Here is a 20,929-nt window from a genome sequence, read left to right as displayed (position 1 = left end):
GTATTTCATGACGATCTGTCGTCCATTGCTCAGTCGAGTCGCACGATCTTGCCGGGATTCAGGATACCATGCGGATCAAGCGCGCGCTTGATCGTTCGCATGACATCGAGCCCGGCGCCGTGCTCGCGGACGAGATACTTCATCTTGCCCTGCCCGACCCCGTGCTCCCCGGTGCACGTACCTTCCATGTCAAGCGCGCGCCAGTTCAGCCGCTCGACAAACTCTTCCGCTTTCGCAATTTCGTCTTGACTGTCAACATCGACAAGAACAAGCACGTGAAAGTTACCGTCGCCCACGTGACCGACGATCGGCGCGATCAGGCCCATTTCCTCAATGTCGCGATATGTCTCGCCGATGCATTCGGCAAGCCGAGATATCGGCACGCAAACATCTGTGGATACGCCTTTGGCGCCGGGGCGAAGGCCAAGCGCCGCCCAGTAGGCATCATGGCGCGCCGCCCACAGGCGGCTGCGCTCTTCCGGTTTCGTCGCCCAGGAAAACTCGCCTCCGCCGCATTCTCGCGCGATCGAGCCAAAGAGTTCCGACTGTTCACGCACGCTTGCGTCCGTGCCGTGAAACTCGACGAACAGCGTCGGGCTCTCGGCAAGGCCGAGCTTGGAATAGGCGTTGCAGGCCTTGACCTGTTGCGTATCGAGAAGCTCGATCCGGGCAACGGGAATGCCGCATTGGATCGTCAGGATCACCGCGCTGCAGGCCGCCTCCAGATCCGGAAACGCGCAGACCCCGCCGGCGATCGCTTCCGGAATCCCGTAAAGGCGCAGCGTCAACTCGGTGATGATGCCCAGCGTGCCTTCCGAGCCGATCAAAAGCCGGGTGAGATCGTAGCCGGCGGAGGATTTCTTCGCCCGCCCGCCCGTGCGGATGATTTCGCCGTTCGCCATCACGGCGGTAAGGCCCAGAACGGCATCTTTCATGGTGCCGTATCGCACCGCATTGGTGCCGGAGGCGCGCGTTGCGGCCATGCCTCCGAGGCTCGCGTCGGCGCCCGGATCGATCGGGAAGAACAGGCCGGTATCGCGCAGATATTCGTTTATCTGCTTGCGCGTCACACCCGCCTGCACCCGGCAATCGAGATCCTCCGGGTGAACTTCGAGCACTTCGTTCATCTGCGACAAGTCGATGGAGATGCCGCCGGCGGGTGCGTTCACATGCCCTTCCAGCGACGACCCCGTCCCGAACGGCACGATAGCAACGCCATGTTCGGCGCAAAGCTTGACGATTTCGGCGACTTCCTCGGTGGAACGCACGAAAACGACACCGTCCGGCCATTGGTTCGGCAGCCAGGTGGTCGTATGGCCATGCTGCTCGCGCATGGCATCGGACGTGCTGAAACGATCGGCGAAACGCTCCGCGAGCCTCGCCACCACCAGGTCGATCGCGGCCTGATCCCGTTCAACGGTTGCCTGCAACGAGGCGAGGGACATTTTCTTTCTCCCGGAAACAAGACCGACAGGCCCCATGGCCCTGATTGCCGTGACCTTCTTGGGCGGCGCCGTCCACCGCTCCTGTTGCCACCGCGTGCCGGAGCGTTTTACGTTTATCTTCAAGTCCTGCCAACTGTAGCAAAACCACGCTGCAAGGCCAAAGGGTTAAGCCGAACATGCTTACGCCCTTCACGTCCGAGCGGCCAAGCCCGAGGGAATCACCGGACACCATGTCAGAGGCATCGAAGACTTCCGCCCCCTTCGTCGGAACGATCCAGACCGTCAAGCCGGAGTGGATCGACTATAACGGCCACCTGAACATGGCCTTTTACAACGTGCTCTTCGACAATTGCGTGGACGAAGCCTTCATCGAGCTCGGCCTTGGTCCGGACTACGTGAAGGAGCGCAATGCCTCGTTCTTCACCGCGGAGGTGCACATCTGCTACTTGCGCGAACTACAGGAGGCAGACCCCGTGCGCGCAAGCGTCCATCTGATCGATTTCGACGAAAAGCGGGCGCACTTCTACCAGGAACTTCACCACGCGGAGGAAGGCTTCCTTTCGGCAACGTCGGAGCAGATATCGCTTCATGTCGACATGGGCCTTCGCAAGGTCGCTCCCTGGCCGGAAGATGTGCTGGCGCGCCTTCAGGGCATGAAAGCCCTGCACGAGGGGTTGGGCCGGCCGGAGCGGCTGGGAAGAAGCATCGGGCTGACGAAAAAGTAGTTTTGCACCGAAATCCGCGCTATCCGATTGCACGAAGGGCCGGGTACCGGCCATATCGGCATTCGATAAGATGAAATCGCCACGCCAAAACGGACCATGACCCCGATAAAACGCACGATTCTGCGCCAATACACCATCGCCCGGCGCTGGATCGAGCCAAATATCCGCCTGTTCGTCTCCACCCGGCTGCCGCTGATCTGGGGGCTGTCGGTCCTGATCGGGGTTTTCGTGGCGCTTGCGGCAATCGTTTTCCGGTTGGGCATCGATCTGGTTCAGGTTCCCTGGCTTGGAACGATGAGCGAACGCGTGGCATCCGCCGCCCGCGATCTGCCATGGTGGGCGATCGTGCTCGCTCCCACTTTCGGCGGTCTAATCGTCGGCATCTGGCTGGAGAAACTGCAGCCGAAACAGCGCGCCTACGGCGTGGCAGACGTCATAGAGGCGCGCGCCCACGGCGGGCGCGGGCTGGAATTCTGGCCCGGCATCTCCTCGGCGGCACTTACCGCGGTATCGCTGGGCAGCGGGGCAAGCGCGGGGCGGGAAGGCCCGGTCGTGCATCTTGGCGCGACCATCGGCATGGCGCTTTGCCGCGCGTTCCGCCTGCCGGATTCCGCGCGTCGCATCATCCTGGCCTGCGGCGTGGCGAGTGCCGTTTCCGCAAGTTTCAACGCACCGATCGCCGGCGTCCTCTTCGCGCATGAGGTGATCCTAGGCCATTACGCGCTTTCGGCCTTCGTTCCGATCGTCATCTCCTCGACGCTCGGAACGCTCCTGTCCCGCCTCTGGTTCGGCGATATCGCCGCCTTCGTGATCCCCATGTATCAGATCACGTCCTACTGGGAGATCCCGGCATTCGCTCTCCTGGGGCTGACCTGCGCGGCGGTCGCCATCATCTTCCAGTTCGCGCTGATCGGAACGGACTGGGTCGCGCGCAATATCACGATGCCGCTCTGGCTGCGCCCTGTCATCGGCGGCGCCGTCGTCGGCGTGATCGGCATCTTCCTGCCCGAAGTGCTGGGCGTCGGCTATGAGGCGACGGATGCCGCATTGAAGCACCAACTGCCGTTGACAATGCTTTTCGCCCTGCTTGTGGCCAAGACGGCGGCAACGGCAATAACGCTCGCCTCGCGCTTCGGAGGCGGCATATTCTCGCCGTCGCTCTATCTCGGGGCCATGGCGGGCGGCGCCTTCGGCCTGATCGCTGCCTCCGCCTTTCCCGAACTTGCCTCTTCGCACGGGCTATATGCGATCCTGGGGATGGGTGCGGTCGCCGCCGCCGTTCTGGGCGCGCCTTTTTCGACGACGATGATCGTCTTCGAACTTACCGGCGGTTACGCGCTATCGATCGCGCTCCTCATTGCCGTTTCCATCTCCACCGGCATCACCCAGGCGGTGCATGGGCGTTCCTACTTCCACTGGCAGCTCGAAATGCGCGGGGTGATGCTCCAGGAAGGCTCGCACAAGTGGCTCGTGCGCATCGTCCATGTGTCCAATTTCATGGAAAAAATCCCGGAAGACAGCGAGCCGGAAGTCTTCGACTTCGGCTCGGGCACGCCTTATCTGCATGTGGGCGATACGCTGGAGACGGCACTGAAGCTCTTCGACCAGAGCGGCGCGTCCCGCCTACCGGTGATAGATGGCGACGAGAAGAAGCACGTCGTCGGATACGCAAGCCACGTCCGCGCACTAGGGTACTTCAACTCCGCCCTCATCGCCGCCGAGCAGGAAGAGCACCGCTGAAACCCGAAACGGCGGATGCAAAAGAGCAATTGCGTCCAAGACGAAACCGGCGAGTTTCGCTATGGTTCAACCGTTATGGACAACGTCACACAGGCAGAAGCATTTGCGCAAGCGCCGCTCACGCACGGCGAACGGGCGCAATTCTGGCGCGAAGCGCGTTTCGACGGGCTGGAATGCCTGTCGGCTACCTTCCGCGAGCATACCTACGCGCCGCATACGCATGAAACCTACGTCTTCGGAACGATAGAGGCCGGCTGCGAGTGCTACCGCATTCGCGGCGAAATGCGCTACGCAAGTCCCGGCGATATCTGCATGGTCAATCCGGATGAAGTTCATGACGGCGAACCTCACGGCCCCGGCTATGCATACCGCATGAGCTATCCGAGCGTGCCGCTTATCCGGAAGATTGCCTCGGACCTTCTGGGCCGGCCGGCGACGTCCGTCCCCTTCTTCCGGGTTCCGATGGCACCCGATCCGGAACTCGCCGCGCGATTTTCCAGACTCCACCGCCTGCTTGAAGCCGGTGGCGGCAAGCTGGAGGAAGACGAGGCCATGCATGGCGTCTTCGCCGCCGCGCTCGCTCGCTATGCGGACCTCGAGCCCGCTCCCGCTCCTTTAAAGCACCGGCGCGGAATTGCGGAAATACGCGACTATCTGCATGCCAATTTCGCCCAAGACATCGACCTTGCGACACTGTCGAGGGTTTCGGGCCTGACCCGCTCGCATCTTGTGCGGGCCTTCAAGCGGGAAACCGGCCTGACACCACATGCCTACCTCACCGATATTCGCGTGAGGGCAGCGCGCAGGCTGCTTTCCACCGGTGCGTTGCCGGCCGATGTTGCGGCCGATTGCGGCTTTTACGACCAAAGCCATCTGAACAGGCACTTCAAGGCCAGAAGTGGCGTGACGCCGGGCACTTTCCGCGCGCGCGGCAAAATCGCGGCCTGATTTCAAGACAAGCAATCCTGTCCAAGACCTGAAAGCCGCATTGCGTGTAATCCCTTCGCCAACACGAAGGAAACCGCAGCCATGTCCGATGAAACGCATCAGACCTCGACACCATTCGGGCAAGCCACGGCCGGGGCCGTCACGATCCTGCCGATCGTCGTCGCGGTCCTTCCCATCGGCTTGCTGTTCGGTGCGGTCGCGGCTCAAAAAGGCTTGTCGCCGCTAGAAGTCGCGCTGATGAGCGCCACCGTCTTCGCCGGCGGCTCGCAGTTCGTCGCAATCGATATCTGGCAGGACCCCGTCTCCATCGGCGTAATGACGTTCTCAGCGCTTCTGGTGAACATCCGGCATATCCTGATGGGCGCCTCCTTCGCGCCAAAGCTGAAGCGCTTCAGCAGAGGTCAGAAATATGTCGCCGCCTTCTTCCTGGTGGATGAGATATGGGCGGTCGCGGAGAGGCGCGCGATGGACCGGACAATCACACCTGCATGGTACGCCGGGCTCGCACTGCCGCTCTATGCCGCGTGGCTCGCTTCGACAACGACAGGCTCCATAGTGGGCGCCGCCCTTGGCGATCCATCGCGCTACGGGCTCGATTTCGTGTTTCCGGCGGTTTTCATCTTTCTGGTGGCCGGTTTCTGGAAAGGCCCGAAGACAGGCGCTGTCCTGGCCGCCAGCACCATCGCCGCCGTTGTCACGCACACCTTCGTGGAAGGGGCCTGGTACATCGCCGCCGGCGCCCTTGCGGGTGTGGCGACCGCCGCCTTCGCAACCGACGTTGAAACGCTCGCGCCGCCCGCTCCCGAAGCGGCTTTTGACAGTGGAGATACGCGATGAGCATCGATCCGACGACGCTTTTCGCCATTCTCGGCATGGCGACAGCGACCTATTTGACGAGGATCGCGGGCTTCGTTCTCGTCAGCCATGTGCGGATGGGAAAGCGGATCGAAACCGCGCTTCAGGCCGTACCGCCCGCCGTGCTGATGTCCGTGATCGCGCCGACGGCATTCGCAACCGGATACGCGGAGGCCGGGGCTACCGTGATCACGGCGGCCGCAGCGTTTCGCCTGCCGCTTCTCGCCGTCATCGCGGTGGGCGTCGGCTCGCTCCTCGTCCTTCGCGTTGTGATCGGCTGATCTATGCGTGCTTGGGGACCGGATGCGCCGGCAAACCCTGAAAGACAGGCGGGCTACCTCACAGCCGGATCGCCTGGATGGAGCATCCCGACGTCCAGCAGGCTAGGCTTTTTGCCCTTGTAGTTCGCCATTTTCCGGTCCAGCCACTCATGCATGACCGCTTTTCGCCCGACAATTCCGGGCAGGCAGAACGGGTCCAGACCGGTCCAGGGCAGAAACGGGCTACGCCGTAGCGACCCGTAAATTCCGATCCGCACCGACGGCCTACTGCTTGGGCCGCGTGCGTGAAAACCGTGCGTATCGGCAACGATCAGCGTATTCGCGGGGACCGCCAGGCTACGTGGTTCGCCAAAGCCCATACTGCGGATTTCATCCGCGGTCGCTCGAAAGGACCCGCGGGCGTGCAACCGGTTCGGATGGCTGGCAGCATGCTCGCTTTGAGCTTGCTCCCAGGCCAGACGACCGGGCGTGAGCCGGTGCGATCCAGGCACATAGACAAACGGGCCGTCTTCTTCATGCACATCCCGCAAAAAGAACCACGCCTTCGCCGTGGCATGGAATGTATCGGAGTGGAATGCGGTTTGGGGATCGGGTTTTCCCTTTCCCGGATCGGTCAGGACCGTGTGCAGGTACGTTATCGGGTCGCCTCTGGTTGAAGCCACGTAGCGCAAGCGATCCCGAAAGACCCGTCCTCCGGTGAAATCGCGAAGGGCGGGATAACTCTTCAGCAGGTGGGGCGGCAGCGGAATAAAACGCGTGACCGCATTGCCCTGTTTCATCTCGGTTGCGCGGAACCTGTTGCGCTCCACCTCGTTGCTGAGCCGGGCAAAGTCGTCATCCGCGAGCACGTTTTCCAGGACGATAAAGCCATCCCTCTCGAAACTTTCCGCCTCTTGCCCGCTTACGAGATTTTCAAGCCGCCGGCGCCGCATGTCCGACATGTTTTCCGCCAGCTTGATGCGCTGCCGGTGAAGCCCCTTCCCGTTGAGCCAGGGACTACCGAGTATGGGATTGTCACAAAACGACTTGGCGCCCGAAGCCAATGCCGCGATGTGGAGCGGCGCCAGCAGCAAGTCCTTGGTTCGCATAATCGATATCGCCCTTCGGCATATAATTCCATAGCGGTAACTTCACCGTTGCCGCGCGGCTCCATAAAGCACGGCGCCGAATAAACGCTATAATCAAATCATCGATATCGGATGCGGCCCATCAAATGGGCCGCGTCGCCTGCTCCAGCCATTCCCGCGTGCCGCTGTCGACGAGCGGACCGACTTCTGCAAGCACACGTGCGTGGTATGTATTGAGCCAGTCGACCTCGGCAGGCGAAAGCAGATCCTTCACCACAAGCCGCAGATCGATGGGCGCAAGCGTCAGCGCCTCGAAGCGATGCATATTGCGGTCGCCGCCCTTGACCGGGACCGCCTCGCGCACGAGTTCCAGGTTTTCGATGCGAATGCCGTGGCTGCCGGTCTTGTAGTAGCCTGGTTCGTTGGACAGGATCATACCGGCCTTCAGAGGCACGGTGCCGGTCTTCGCGATCCTTTGCGGCCCCTCGTGAACCGAAAGATAGGAGCCGACGCCGTGTCCCGTGCCGTGATCGAAATCGTAACCGGCCGCCCACAGCGCATGGCGCGCCAGTGTGTCGAGTTGCGCGCCCGTGGTGCCGGCCGGAAAGAGAGCAGTGGCTATCGCGATATGCCCTTTCAGTACCAGCGTGAAATGGCGTTTCTGCTCTTCTGGCACATCGCCGACCGCGATGGTGCGGGTGATATCGGTCGTCCCGTCTTCATATTGAGCTCCTGAATCAATCAGGAACAGGCTGTTCCCCGGGATTTTCAGGGAACTTTGACGGCTGACGCGGTAATGCGGAATTGCCGCGTGCGGACCGGCCGCCGAAATCGTGTCGAAGGAAATCTCCTTCAGCCTGCCGGTTTCCCCCCGGAACCCTTCAAGCGCCTCGGCAACGGCGATCTCGTCCAGTTCGACTTCGTGCACCATGCGGTCGAACCAGGCGAGGAAACGGGTGAACGCGGCCCCGTCGCGCAGGTGCGCGGACCTCGCACCGTCAATCTCCGCCTCGTTCTTGATTGCCTTGGGCAGAAGGACGGGATCGGCCGTTTCGACGATGGTTCCACCGGCTTGTCTTGCCGCACGGGCTATTGCCTCTCCCGTCCAATCGGGATCGAGCATCACGCGCCGGCCCTGCTTTCCAAGCTCGGCGATATCGCTCAAAAGCCCTTCCGGAGCGGAGATATCGCAAAAAGCCGAAAGATAGTCCCGCACGGAATTGGTGAGCTTCCGGGCATCGATGAAAAGCGTCGGACGGCCTTCGGCCGGCAAAAGCGCGAATGAGAGCGGCAAGGGCGTATGTTCTACGTCGGAGCCGCGGATATTGAAGAGCCAGGCAATCGAATCGGGCTGGGTCAGCACCGCGACATCAGCACCCGCCGCCGCAACATCCTCCGCGATCCGCGTGATTTTCGACGAAGCACCCTCGCCTGAAAATTCAAGAGGATGGAGCGCAACGGCCCCGACAGGCGGTTGGGGACGATCTTCCCAAACAGCATCGATCGGGTTGTTTTCCACCGCGACAAGCTCGGCACCCGCCGCCTTGCAGGCTTTCTCAAGCCGCCTGACGGCGGAAACCGTGTGAAGCGTGGGGTCGAAGCCGAGTTTAGCGCCCGGGTTTAGTACCGCTTTCAGCCATTCGGCGGGCGGGGTCTCGATCAGGTGCTTCGGCTCGAAGACATCCGTGTCGACCTGTTCGCGCACCTGGATCGTGTAGCGGCCATCGACGAAAATCGCAGCGCGGGCGGACAGGACAACCGCAATGCCGGCGGATCCCGCAAATCCCGTCAACCACTGAAGCCGCGCCTCGGACGGGGGAACGTATTCCCCCTGATGCGCATCCGCGCGCGGCACGAGAAAGCCATCCAGGCCGCGAGCGGCCAGTTCTGCCCGAAGCGATGCGGCACGCGCAGCACCCTTCGTCGGATCGTTATCGCTATCGAAGGACTGAAACATGGACGGACGCTAATCCGGCGTTCGTGCCAAGGCAATCGTCAAATGCACAAATGGAAGCCAGAAGGCTCCGCGCGGCGCCTCGGCACCGGAGCGGGCGCACAGAATTAAATCAGTCTGCACGTCGATTGTTAAGATTGCATTGCAACATAGCATTTCGCACATGCGAAATCCGCAAGCCTGTCATGCGGATTTAGGTCTACTAAACATATCTCCGCCTCCCCATACTTTTGGCCGGAGTTTGAGGGAGGAAGCTCTTAAACGACAAGAGACCTTGAGCGCTTTCGTGACGAGAATCCGCTCCAGGATTAATCCCTTGAGCATATTCCTGTCGCCAAATCCGGTTCCGATTTGGCGGAATATGCTTCAGAACGGAGAATTATCATGGCTATCGCCACCACCACATCCACCTCGCTGCGCGCTGGCCGCAGCTCCGGCAAGGGCCTCTTCAACAAGGCCGTCGACCGTATGGTCGCAGCTCGCGAGCGTCAGGCGCGCCGTTATGTCAACGGCTACCTTCTTTCGCTGGACGACGCGACGCTGAGCGCATACGGCTACGACCGCAAGGAACTTGAAAGGGAAAGCCGTTTCGGCTCGATCATCTGAATGAAGCCGAAAACGTCTCTTCTAAAAACGGCAGGGTGCGCGCACCCTGCCTTTTTTGTTGCCGGATTACATATCCCGGTGCGCTATCAGGCGTCCTGCCGGCCGCGCACGAAGGTCAGCGTCAGCCAGCCGTCGTAAGAGCGCTTGCGGGCGAGCTTGAAGCCTTGCGTTGCATAAGCGGAGACGATCCGCGGTCCGTCATGTTCCAGCAGCCCTGAGAGCACGAGCGTAGCCGGCCATGCCATGCGCCGCGAGAGCGGGCTTGCTAGCTTCGTCAAGGGCTTTGCCAGGATATTCGCCACCACGAGATCGAATGGGCCTTCCTCGCCGAATCGCCTGTCGTCCACGCCATTGGCGGCGAACGCCTTCACCAGGGGCCCGACGCCGTTCTTTTCCGCATTTTCCAGTGTCGTCCTTACCGCGACAGGATCGATATCGGTGGCGATCACCTCCTGCTTCGTCATCATCGCAACCGCAATCGCAAGCACGCCGGTACCCGTGCCAAGGTCCAGGATCCGGCTATAGGAGCGGCGGTTCAAAAGACGGTCGAGTTCGATCAGGCAGCCGGCCGTCGTCCCGTGGTGGCCGGTTCCGAAGGCAAGCGCTGCTTCAACCTCAATGGAATGAGCGTTGAACGGGCGCTTGTCGCGATCATGCGAGCCGTGCACGAAGAAGCGCCCGGCACGAACGGGCTTCAGGCCTTCGAGGCTTTTTTCCACCCAGTTGATTTCGGGAAGCTCCTCCGCCTCAATCGGGGCGGCGAAGGCATCCGCGCCCACGCGGTCGCGCACAAGCTCCACCGCCTCTTCGGCGCTCATGTCGGTAATCAGGATTTCCGCCGCCCACTCGTTCCCTTCCGGCACGGTCTCGAAGATCGCGGTGGCATATCCGTCGTCTTCGAAGGTTCGTTCGAGAATGTCGTTGATCCGCTTGGCTTCGAGTTCCTCTGCCTTGATGAGAATGCGGATGGTGGGCATGGGCGTGCTTTCGGTGAAGATGAAGAGCTGAATTGGTGGAATACCGGGCGCGAGGTATAGCCGCTCCCGCTCCCGCAGGCCAGACGGTACGTGCGGGAGCCGACTTGAATCAGTCGCTCAGTGCCGTTCGACGAAGCTGTCGAGCACGCGCTTGCGGCCTGCCTTGTCGAAATCGACCGTCAGCTTGTTGCCCTCGATCGAGGCGATCTCGCCGTACCCGAACTTCAGATGAAAAACACGTTCGCCCAGCGAGAAGCCGGAGGGCACGTCGGAGACGGATTTCGCAACCAGTTCGCCTTCGATCGTCTTCGGCCCCTGGCGGTGATTGCGTTCCGCAAAACGGGACCTGCCCTCGAACCCGCCGCTTCCCGACGAGCGGGAGCGTTGGGCGCGCTGCCAGCCGGGCGTGGAATAGGTCGACTGGAAGGGATCGCGATTGTCGAAGCGGCTTGCGCCGTATCCCCCGAAGCCGCCCGCCCCATATCCGCCGTAGCTGGAATTGGGTTCGATGACCTCGACATGATCTTCCGGCAGTTCGTCCAGAAACCGCGAGGGGACCGTTGACTGCCACATGCCGTGGATGCGCCGGTTGACGGCGAAGGAAATCCGAGCGCGATGCTTCGCCCGCGTTATGCCCACGTAGGCGAGACGGCGTTCTTCCTCCAGCCCCGCACGCCCGCTCTCGTCGAGCGCACGTTGGTGGGGAAAGAGCCCCTCTTCCCAGCCGGGCAGAAAGACCGTGTCGAATTCAAGACCCTTGGCGGAATGAAGCGTCATCAGCGAGATGGCGTCATCATCAACGCCGGCATCCCGGTCCATCACCAGCGATACATGCTCCAGAAAGCCGGCAAACGTTTCGAACTCGCCAACGGAGCGCACGAGCTCCTTCAGGTTGTCGAGCCGGCCCGGCGCCTCCGCCGATCGATCCTGACGCCACATTTCCGTATAGCCGCTTTCGTCCAGAATGATTTCGGCAAGCTCGGTCGGCGGCATCGTCTCGACCTGGTCGCGCCAACGGTCGAAGTCGGTCAGCAGGCTCTTGACGACCGTGCGCGCCTTGGGGCGAAGCTCCTCAGTCTGGCAGAGGATGCCGGCAGCCTCCATCATCGGGATACGCTCCGCACGGGCAAGGCCGTGGACGATCTTCATCGTCGCCTCGCCGAGACCGCGCTTGGGTTTGTTCACGATACGCTCGAACGCAAGATCGTCCGCCGGCTGCGCAACACAGCGGAAATAGGCCATGGCATCGCGAATTTCCATGCGCTCGTAAAATTTCGGTCCGCCGATGACGCGGTAGTTCAGGCCGAGGGTAACGAACCGGTCTTCGAACTCGCGCATCTGAAAGGAGGCGCGAACAAGGATGGCCATATCGTTGAGCCTGTGGCCCTTCGACTGAAGAGCCTCGATCTCGTCGCCGATGGTACGCGCCTCCTCCTCCGAATCCCATGAGGAGGCGACCATGACACGATCGGCATCGGGGTCCTCGAAGTCGGTGAAGAGCGTCTTGCCGAGCCTGCCTTCGTTATGGGAAATCAGATGCGAGGCGGCGGCGAGGATATTGCTTGTCGAGCGGTAGTTGCGCTCAAGGCGGATCACCTTCGCGCCCTTGAAGTCATGTTCGAAACGCAGGATGTTGTCGACTTCGGCACCGCGCCAGCCGTAGATCGACTGGTCGTCGTCACCCACGCAGCAAACGTTCGGGTTCCCCTGCGCAAGCAGGCGCAGCCACAGATACTGGGCGATGTTGGTGTCCTGATACTCGTCGACCAGCATATAGCGGAAGCGCTTCTGGTATTCGGCCAGAACATCCGGATTGTTGCGGAAAAGCGTGATCGTGTGCAGGAGAAGGTCGCCGAAATCGGCCGCATTCAGGATCGAAAGCCGCTCCTGATACTCGGCATAAAGCTTCTTACCCTTGCCGTTGCCGAAGGCGCGCGCCTCGCCTTCCGGCACCTGCTCCGGCGTCAGCGCGCGGTTCTTCCAGCTGTCGACGATCGACGCGAAGGTGCGTGCCGTCCAGCGCTTGTCGTCCAGCCCTTCCGCCTGGATGATCTGCTTCATCAAGCGAAGCTGATCGTCTGTGTCGAGGATCGTGAAGCTCGACTTGAGGCCGGCAAGCTCGGCGTGACGGCGCAGGATCTTCACGCAGATGGAATGGAACGTGCCGAGCCAGGGCATCCCCTCCACATTGCCGCCAATCAGATCACCAATGCGGTGCTTCATCTCTCGGGCGGCCTTGTTGGTGAAGGTCACCGCGAGGATCTGCCCCGGATAGGCCTTGCCTTGCGAAATGATATGCGCAATGCGCGTCGTCAGAACCCGCGTCTTGCCCGTACCGGCGCCGGCAAGCACGAGTACCGGGCCATCAAGTGTCAGCACCGCCTCGCGCTGCTCCGGGTTCAACCCCCCAAGATAATCCGCGACATCGTGCGCCCGACTTGCGGCGGCAAGCGCGCGCGCCGCGATACCCCCGCCGGGTTTTGCCGCGCCTTGCGGTTCGTTGTCGAAGTGAGGCTCGATCCGGCCTGCCGGATCGCCGGGGTGTTGAGGCATGGGGCGCTGCTTCTGTTTGTTGGCATTTGCGCGAATCCGTTCGCGCTTTGGACCAATATAGCGAAAGCAAGCGCACTTATCAGCGGGAATGCCGAATGCGGTGGATATCAGCGCTTCAGCCGGCCGAAATCGACGATATTCAGGGCAGAAGCTGTCACGGGTTGAAGTTCCCCGGCGGGCCCATTGCCAGGATATGTTTTCAGGAACGCCACCAATGCCTCCACCGGCATCGGCCTTGCAATGAAATATCCTTGAGCGAAAGTCGCATGCCGGTTTTTTTTCAGCATTTCAAAGCGCTCGCCCGTTTCGACGCCTTCCACGACGACCCGGTGGCCGGCGGAGCCGATAAGCTCCAGCGCGCGCGGCAGCATATTGGCCCAAAGGCTTCCGTCGGGCGCCATGGAAAATCCGCGGTCGAGCTTCACGCCGTCGATCGGCAGTTCCGCGAGATTGCCGATATTTGAAAAACCAACGCCGAAATCGTCGATATAGGTGCGCACGCCCTGACGGCGAAGCCGCATCATCTCAAGCTTGATGCTCGACAGGTCGAAGCTTTCGGTTTCGACGATCTCCAGGATAAAGCCGAGCCGCGCCGTCCCCGGCTCGTGACCGTCGAAAAGCGGGCGCAGAAAATCGTATTTGTAGTCGCGCGGGGAGATATTGAAGGCGACTTGCAGTTCCTTTTCCGCCGGCAGGTGTTGCCCCAACTCCTGGCGCGCCTTGCCGATGACGATTTCCGTCAGCCTGCGCGACAGACCGCGTTCGTTCACGATCGGCAGAAAGGTGTCGGGAAAAACGACGCGTCCATCCGCGTCCCGCCAGCGCGACAGAACCTCCACGCCAACGATTTCGCCGGTTTCCATCCGCACCACGGGCTGATAAACGCATTCCATGCGCTCCGGCGTCAGGCCGCGAACGAAGCGGGCGGCCAGAGACCAGTAGGAACGCATGCCCCGATCGGCGAGCCCGCCGACGAAAAGAGCGACGATCCCGGAAAAAGCCAGGAACCCTCCGATCTCGAAAGGCCGTGACGAAATCACGCTGGAAAGCGGCGCACGCGATGCCGCGCAATAGAGACCGGACTCGCCGCAGTCACGGCCGTAGAATGACCAGTCGGCCCAGTTGAAGCCGCCCGCGCCTGCCATTCCGGCAACGGCATAGAGTCCGGCCCGGCCGCCGCGCGATATCCAGGTTTCGTCATCAACGCGGAAAACGACCTCGCGCGAACTCTTGCCAAAAAGGCTCGCCGGGGCGGATATCTCAGGCATCGTGACGAGAAAACCGTCGCCGCCGACGATCGTGCCGGTTTCGCCCGGAAGGCCCAGTGCCCCTTGTGGACGGTCGAACCAGATATCGAAGGTCGCGCCGGATTCGCTTGCGGCAAGATCGGGCTCCCCGATTATGACCGGCGCTTCAAGTTTGCCAGCATTGGACGTGCAGGCGATCACACCGTCCTGCGCATAGAGGATGCTGTTTATGCCATCCGGAAGGAAGGCAAGCTTTCGCATTCCCTCAAGAAAAGCAGGCGAGCAGGCCTCGGCGGTAACCTGCCGCTCCAAAAGGGTGATCAGTTCGAACGAACGTATCGTAAGGACCTCATATTCGCCGATGCCTGCATCATTTTGGCGGGAGAGATCATCGCCAACCATGATTGAAAGGATGGCACCCCCGACGCCGAGCATCATGACGAAAGTGGCCGTCAGAACGGCCATGCGAACCAAACGCCGGTTGCCGAAAAGCACGACAAGCCCCGCGAAACTTGCGATCTTGCGCCCGTCGCGCCTTTTCCCCTCGCCTATAGCCACTGAACCTGCATCGCCCGGCAACGTCCCCCCCTGCATGCCTTTGGCGCACTTTCCGGTCCAGAACGCAATTCCGCATTCGCGGAAAGCTCTCTAGAACCAATATTGGGCCTTGCATTCCCAACCTGCGCGCATCGTTTTTCATCGAGCGTCCATTACGACGCTCAATAAAGAGTACCGCCCGACCCGCTTACCAACGATCACCGGAAACAGTGACCGTTTCGCGCGAACTCCCGAAAACTTCAATCCATCTGCTCATGACGAAGGCATTTCCAAAGTCGTCCCACGTACGCCTGCAAGTACGAGCAGAATTTATCGCCCCCCCATCCCCATATTCCGGCGACTTACCAATGATAAATAATTCTCACTGTGAAATTATTATCCCTAAGATTTCGATGAGCGAATCATTTCCGGGAAGGCAAAAGTATTACGCTGCGTTATTATTTAATCCGCAGCCTGTGAATACCCAAAGGGAAGGGTATATTTCCTTCATAGAAACCCACCTTAGTACGAAAAAATTACAATTAACTATTATTCAGAAGAAATCATGAGCTAAGCAAAAATAACACTGAACACGAAAATATCGCATGCCAATCAAAGATAACAAGTTGTTTGAAAGTAGATATTTGCGCGAGAGGCGTTTCAGCTTCAAACATAACGCATTCTCAACAACCAACACGGGCGGAATGCGAAATATTCCCCGAGGCATTGGTTTTCATTTCTTTAATTCACGTTTTCGTGAAAATCCAAACGCAATACGTGAATCGGCTTCAGCGCAAGCCGGCCATTTCAAGCCATGCGGCTTCGTCGATGACTTCCACTCCGAAGTCATGAGCCTTCTTCAGCTTCGATCCCGCGCCCGGGCCGGCGATGACGAGGTCGGTCTTCTTGGAAACCGATCCCGCAACCTTCGCTCCCATGGATTCCGCCTTGGCCTTGGCTTCATCCCGGCTCATATGCTCAAGCGTACCGGTAAATACGAGCGTCTTGCCGGCAACCGGACTGGCATCGACATCGATACGTTCCATGTCTAGCGGCGTCACCTCGTTCAGCAGGGCTTCGACAGCCTTCCTGTTGTGACCTTCCGCAAAAAAATCGACGACTGCGCGTGCAACGGTTTCACCGATGCCGTCGATGTTATTGAGTTCGTGCCATGCGTCTCCCGCAATATCGCTTGCAGCTTCCATCGCCTCGGAAAAGATGCTCCAGGACCCGTAGTGACGCGCCAGAAGCTTGGCGTTGCCTTCGCCTACATGCCGGATGCCGAGGGCAAAAATAAAGCGGTTCAACTCGATTTCGCGACGGGCATCGATAGCGGCGAAGAGATTTGAGGCCGATGTTTCGCCCCAACCATCCCGGTTGCGCAGCTTCTTCAGTTCGGACGCATCATCGCGCGCCTGCAACGTAAAGATATCCCCCGGCTGATGAATGCCGCCTTCGTCAATCGGCAGAGAGTAGAAAAACTCCACCTGCTTGTCGCCAAGACCCTCGATATCGAAGGCGTTGCGCGAGACGAAATGCTTGAGTTTCTCCATTGCCTGCGCCGGGCAGACAAGGCCGCCCGTGCAGCGGCGTACGGCGTCGGGGCGGCCCGTTTTCGGGTTTATCTCGCGCACGGCATGGCTGCCGCAGGCCGGGCAAACGGTCGGAAACTCATAGGGCTGCGCATCATCGCCGCGTTTTTCCAGATCGACATCGATGATCTGCGGAATGACGTCTCCGGCACGCTGAATCTGCACCGTATCGCCGATACGCACATCCTTGCCGCCCCGTATCGGCTCCCCGTTCGCGCCAAGTCCCTTGATATAATCCTCGTTGTGCAGCGTGGCATTGGAGACGACGACACCGCCGACCGTAACGGGTTCCAGCTTGGCAACCGGAGAAAGCGCACCCGTGCGCCCGACCTGGATTTCGATATCGTTGACGATCGTAAAGGCCTTTTCGGCAGGAAACTTATGCGCAATCGCCCAACGCGGCGCGCGTGAGACAAAACCCAGGCGCGCCTGCAGGTCGAGCCGGTCGACCTTATAGACCATGCCGTCGATATCGTAGCCGAGGGTGGCACGCTCCTCCTCGATACCGTGATAGGCGGCAAGCAGTTCTTCCACGCTCTCGCAGCGGATCATGCGGCTGTTGACGGCAAAACCCCACTCTCCCAGAAGCGCGACCATGTCCAACTGAGTTTCGCGCGGGATCTCGCTCATCTCGCCCCAGGCATAAGCGAAAAAGCGCAAGGGACGCTCGGCCGTCACAGCCGGGTTCAACTGGCGCAAGGAGCCCGCCGCGGCATTGCGTGGATTGGCGAAAACCTTGCCCCCGTTCGCCGCCATACGCTCGTTCAATGCCTGAAAATCCTCGTGTGCCATATAGACTTCGCCGCGAACCTCCACGATGCCGGGCACACCACCTGGAAGCTTGTGCGGAATATCGCCGATCGTCCGCGCATTGGCCGTGACGTTTTCGCCAACCGTGCCGTCACCGCGTGTCGCTGCGGTAACGAGCGCACCGTTTTCATAACGCAACGAAAGCGAAAGCCCGTCTATCTTGGGTTCCGCCGTCACGCCCAGGCTTCCCGCCAACGGATCGAGCTTCAGGTATCGGCGCACCCGGCCCACGAAATCCCGTACATCCACGTCGGAAAACGCGTTGTCGAGCGAGAGCATGGGAACGGCATGCGTGACCTTGCCAAAGCCCTCGGCAGGCTGCGCACCGACCTTGAGTGACGGGCTGTCCTCGCGCACGAGTTCGGGAAAGCGCGCCTCTATCGCATCGTTTCGCCGTTTCAGCGCATCATAATCCGCGTCGGAAATCTCCGGTCGATCCTCGCGATGGTACCGCTCGTCGTGATAGGCGATCTCCCTTGCCAGACGCTCCAGCTCGCTTGCCGCCTCCTCCATCGTCAGGTCTTCGATGGTGCGGCGGGACAGCTCTTTTTCGACGGTTTCGGTCATGGCCCTGGCGAGTTTGCTCTTGGAATGCGGGTTGTCTGGCAATGCACGCCAATAAATGGCGCAATCCGGACATTCGGAAAAGGCCGTACAAACGCCTGAAGGAGTTTTACGCGGAAATCTCGGAAAGCAGGCTGTCGGCGGCGGCCCGCGCCTCCTCTGTGATGCGCGCGCCGGCAAGCATGCGCGCGATCTCCTCGCGGCGGTGGCTCTCCGCGATCCGGCTCACTCGCGTCACCACACGCTCGGGCTCCGCTTCCGCCTTGGATATCAGGAAGTGGCCTTCCGCACGCGCGGCCACCTGCGGCGCATGGGTGACGGTCAGCACCTGAACGTCGCGGGCAAGGCGTGCAAGACGCGCGCCGATTGCCTGTGCGACCGCGCCACCCACACCTGTGTCGATTTCATCGAAAACCAGTGTCGGAGCGGAGCCCCGGTCCGCAAGCGACACCTTAAGCGCAAGCAGAAAACGCGACAGTTCGCCGCCGGAGGCAACCTTCATCATCGGGCCCGGCTTCGTTCCGGGGTTGGTTTGTACCCAGAACTCGATATGGTCGATGCCGTCGGCCCCGCCGCTTTCGGCATCGGCCGCCTGTTCGACGATGAAACGGGCACGCTCCAGCTTTAGATCCGGCAGCTCGCGAGCTACCGCCTCTTCAAGGGCCCTTGCGGCATTGCGGCGTTTTTCGGAAAGGACTTCGGCCTTGGCACGATAAAGCGCGAGCGCTTCACGTGCTGCCGCCTCAAGGCCCGCCAGCTTTTCTTCGCCGGCATCGAGCGCGGCAAGATCATCCGCCATCCGGTCCCGCAGCACAGGAAGTTCGTCGACCGTGACGTTGAATTTCCGCGCAGCCCCGCGCAGCGCGAAAAGGCGCTCTTCAGCCGCTTCCAGTTCCCTTGGATCGAATTCGGTTTCGCGCACCGCCGCCTCAAGGCCCGAACGCGCTTCCTCAAGGCTGTCCAGCGCGGCGGCAAGCGCCGAAACCGGCTCATGAAGGAGCCGGCTTGCCTGCTCCGCCTTGCGCTCCAGACGGCGCCAGAGGCTCGACAGTTCCGTGATCGGCGACGCATTCCCGTTCAGGGCGTCATAGGCTTCGTTGAGATCGCTTGCGATCTTTTCCACCTGCATCATTTCCGTGCGGCGGGCTGCAAGTTCCTCTTCCTCTCCCGGCTGCGGATCGAGCGTCGAAAGCTCCTCGACCGCCGCACGAAGGAAGTCCGCCTCCCGTCGCGCGGCCTCTATTCGAGCTTCGTGATCGCGCTGCGCCTTGATCGCGGCGCGCTGCGCACGAAAAGCAATTCCCACATCCTCGCGGTCGGCTTCCAGCCCGGCAAACGAATCGAGGATCGCCCGGTGCTCCTCCGGATCCACAAACGCGCGCGCATCGTGCTGGCCGTGAATTTCCACAAGAACGGTACCGATCTGCCTGAGCAGGGAAACGCTGACCGGCTGATCGTTGACGAAAGCACGGCTGCGCCCGTCCGCAGCCTGGATGCGGCGCAGGATCACGTCGCCATCGTCGTCGATACCGTTTTCACGCAGAATTTGCCTTGCCGGGTGACCGCCCGCGACATCGAAGACCGCGGTAACCTGGCCCTGTTCCTCATTGTTGCGCACAAGGCCGGCATCGCCGCGCCCGCCAAGCGCGAGCGTAAGCGCATCGAGCAAAATGGATTTGCCCGCCCCGGTTTCTCCGGTCAGCACGGACATGCCGCCGGAAAACTCCAGGTCGAGACGATCGATCAGGACGATATCGCGAATGGCAAGTGCGGCTAGCATCCAGGAGTGATTCGCTGGGACAAGAACCAGATCAATTGATACTTGGATTCCGCGCCACACGCGAGCCCAATCCCGCGTGGCACGGGCTTACAGGACGTTGATGCCCTTGAACGCGTTGCTGATCCAGCTCCCGCCGTCGCTCTCGGGCGAATAGCCGCCGGTCTGCAGCAGGTTGTAGGCATCCTTGTACCATTGGCTGTCGGGGTAATTGTGGCCAAGCACGGCGGCTGCCGTCTGCGCCTCGTTGATCACGCCAAGCGCGTAGTAGCTTTCCACCAGCCGGAACAACGCTTCCTCGATGTGCCGGGTCGTCTGGTAATTGAGCACGACCAGCTTGAAGCGGTTGATCGCGGCAACGTAGTTGTCGCGCTTCAGGTAATAGCGGCCGACTTCCATTTCCTTGCCGGCAAGCTGGTCTTCCGTCGCGCGGATCTTTGTTTCAGCATCGCTTGCATATTCGGAATCGGGGAAGCGCTGGACCAACTCGCCAAAGGCCGAAAGCGCGCGCTGCGTGTTTTGCTGGTCCCGCGTCACATCCGGGATCTGCTTGAAATACGACTGCCCGATTATGTAGAGCGCATAAGCTGAATCGGGATTGCCGGGATAAAGCGTGGTAAAGCGCTTCGCGGCATTGATCGCTTCGGGATATTTGCTGCGGCTGTAGTTCACATAAGCCACATTGATAAGCGACTTACGCGCGTACTCGGAATAGGGATAATATCTGTCGAGTTCGGCGAATTTATCCGAAGCTTCGCGGAAGCGGCCTTCGTTACGCAGCGCCAGGCCCTGATTGTACAACTCTTCGGCAGGAATGTCGGTCGTTGCGAGATCGGCATCATCCGACGTCGACGAGCAAGCCGCAAGGCCAAGCAGCGCCACGAACATGCCTGCGCGCGCAATGCCGCGGAAACACCGTTTGCTGGCATGGCGGCGAAGATCATTCATGTCGCGTCGTTCCGGATGCACGTTTCCAAACTCCCTGCACGCTTAAAGCATATTCCGCCAAGGCGGAGACGCGTCGGCGACGAAAATATGCTTCGACACAGTGATACCGGAGCGATTTCCCTTCGATCAGGTGGAACCATCTGATCGAAAAGCGCTCTAGCGTCTCCACTCGAAGCTGCGCGCCGCTTCGTATTATGCCGGTCGATCCACGACCCGATGGATGTCGCGGCCGCAACGCTTGTAGCGGATAACGGAACGGTTCGCCACGTCCTGTGCAAAAGGTTTGAAGCAATTTTGTGGCCG

The 20,929-nt window shown here is 60.7% G+C and carries 15 protein-coding genes; 6 read left to right on the top strand and 9 right to left on the bottom strand.

The features are described from left to right. Nucleotides 1-29 precede the first annotated feature (29 nt). Nucleotides 30-1,445: an FAD-binding oxidoreductase gene (locus tag GR183_RS01365; RefSeq protein ID WP_160773789.1), complete on the bottom strand. Its 1,416-nt coding sequence runs from the start codon at nt 1,443-1,445 to the stop codon at nt 30-32. A gap of 230 nt (nt 1,446-1,675) precedes the next feature. Between GR183_RS01365 and GR183_RS01360 the strand changes: the two genes are divergently transcribed. The 5 genes from GR183_RS01360 (at nt 1,676) to GR183_RS01340 (ending at nt 5,994) form a co-directional block, all read left to right on the top strand. Continuing rightward, nucleotides 1,676-2,170: a thioesterase family protein gene (locus GR183_RS01360; protein ID WP_160773788.1), complete on the top strand. Its 495-nt coding sequence runs from the start codon at nt 1,676-1,678 to the stop codon at nt 2,168-2,170. A 96-nt stretch (nt 2,171-2,266) separates the two neighbouring features. Next, entirely contained in the window at nt 2,267-3,910 is a 1,644-nt protein-coding gene (locus tag GR183_RS01355) for a chloride channel protein (protein WP_160773787.1), read from the top strand. Between the two features lie 75 nt (nt 3,911-3,985). Then, nucleotides 3,986-4,858, top strand: coding sequence for an AraC family transcriptional regulator (locus tag GR183_RS01350; RefSeq protein WP_160773786.1), 873 nt, complete (start codon nt 3,986-3,988; stop codon nt 4,856-4,858). Nucleotides 4,859-4,939: 81 nt separating this feature from the next. Continuing rightward, entirely contained in the window at nt 4,940-5,695 is a 756-nt protein-coding gene (locus GR183_RS01345) for an AzlC family ABC transporter permease (protein ID WP_160773785.1), read from the top strand. After that, nucleotides 5,692-5,994, top strand: coding sequence for a branched-chain amino acid transport AzlD family protein (locus GR183_RS01340; RefSeq protein WP_160773784.1), 303 nt, complete (start codon nt 5,692-5,694; stop codon nt 5,992-5,994). The genes GR183_RS01345 and GR183_RS01340 overlap by 4 nt, the downstream gene beginning before the upstream one ends. A 53-nt stretch (nt 5,995-6,047) precedes the next feature. Here the strand turns inward: GR183_RS01340 and GR183_RS01335 are convergent, their stop codons facing one another. Beyond that, nucleotides 6,048-7,067 carry a phytanoyl-CoA dioxygenase family protein gene (locus GR183_RS01335; protein WP_208999721.1) on the bottom strand — a complete coding sequence of 340 codons (1,020 nt, stop codon included), beginning with the start codon at nt 7,065-7,067 and terminating at the stop codon, nt 6,048-6,050. Nucleotides 7,068-7,203: 136 nt separating this feature from the next. Next, the gene (locus GR183_RS01330) at nt 7,204-9,018 is read right to left on the bottom strand and encodes an aminopeptidase P family protein (RefSeq protein WP_160773782.1); all 1,815 of its coding nucleotides are present in this window, start codon (nt 9,016-9,018) and stop codon (nt 7,204-7,206) included. 381 nt (nt 9,019-9,399) lie between these two features. On the opposite strand from GR183_RS01330, the gene GR183_RS01325 reads away from it, so the two are divergent. Beyond that, nucleotides 9,400-9,621, top strand: coding sequence for a hypothetical protein (locus tag GR183_RS01325; RefSeq protein WP_160773781.1), 222 nt, complete (start codon nt 9,400-9,402; stop codon nt 9,619-9,621). Between the two features lie 86 nt (nt 9,622-9,707). Here the strand turns inward: GR183_RS01325 and GR183_RS01320 are convergent, their stop codons facing one another. The 6 genes from GR183_RS01320 to GR183_RS01295 all read right to left on the bottom strand — a co-directional run bounded on the left by GR183_RS01320 (nt 9,708) and on the right by GR183_RS01295 (nt 20,626). Further along, complete coding sequence (locus GR183_RS01320; RefSeq protein ID WP_160773780.1) at nt 9,708-10,598, bottom strand: 50S ribosomal protein L11 methyltransferase; 891 nt, start codon at nt 10,596-10,598, stop codon at nt 9,708-9,710. Between the two features lie 117 nt (nt 10,599-10,715). After that, complete coding sequence (locus GR183_RS01315) at nt 10,716-13,151, bottom strand: ATP-dependent helicase (RefSeq protein WP_160773779.1); 2,436 nt, start codon at nt 13,149-13,151, stop codon at nt 10,716-10,718. Between the two features lie 107 nt (nt 13,152-13,258). Then, nucleotides 13,259-14,956 (bottom strand): EAL domain-containing protein, encoded by a 1,698-nt coding sequence (locus tag GR183_RS01310; protein ID WP_208999720.1) that lies wholly within the window; start codon nt 14,954-14,956, stop codon nt 13,259-13,261. A 767-nt stretch (nt 14,957-15,723) separates the two neighbouring features. Continuing rightward, the gene (gene ligA / locus GR183_RS01305) at nt 15,724-17,904 is read right to left on the bottom strand and encodes an NAD-dependent DNA ligase LigA (protein WP_160773777.1); all 2,181 of its coding nucleotides are present in this window, start codon (nt 17,902-17,904) and stop codon (nt 15,724-15,726) included. 106 nt (nt 17,905-18,010) lie between these two features. Next, the gene (gene recN / locus GR183_RS01300; protein ID WP_160773776.1) at nt 18,011-19,681 is read right to left on the bottom strand and encodes a DNA repair protein RecN; all 1,671 of its coding nucleotides are present in this window, start codon (nt 19,679-19,681) and stop codon (nt 18,011-18,013) included. Nucleotides 19,682-19,768: 87 nt separating this feature from the next. Continuing rightward, a complete protein-coding gene (locus tag GR183_RS01295; RefSeq protein ID WP_160773775.1) occupies nt 19,769-20,626 on the bottom strand; it encodes an outer membrane protein assembly factor BamD in 858 nt (285 codons plus the stop codon). Between the last annotated feature and the right edge of the window lie 303 nt (nt 20,627-20,929).

It is taken from the genome of Stappia sediminis, assembly GCF_009826895.1.
Taxonomy (GTDB): Bacteria; Pseudomonadota; Alphaproteobacteria; order Rhizobiales; family Stappiaceae; genus Hongsoonwoonella; species Hongsoonwoonella sediminis.
This window is presented reverse-complemented; position numbering and strand designations above follow the sequence as displayed.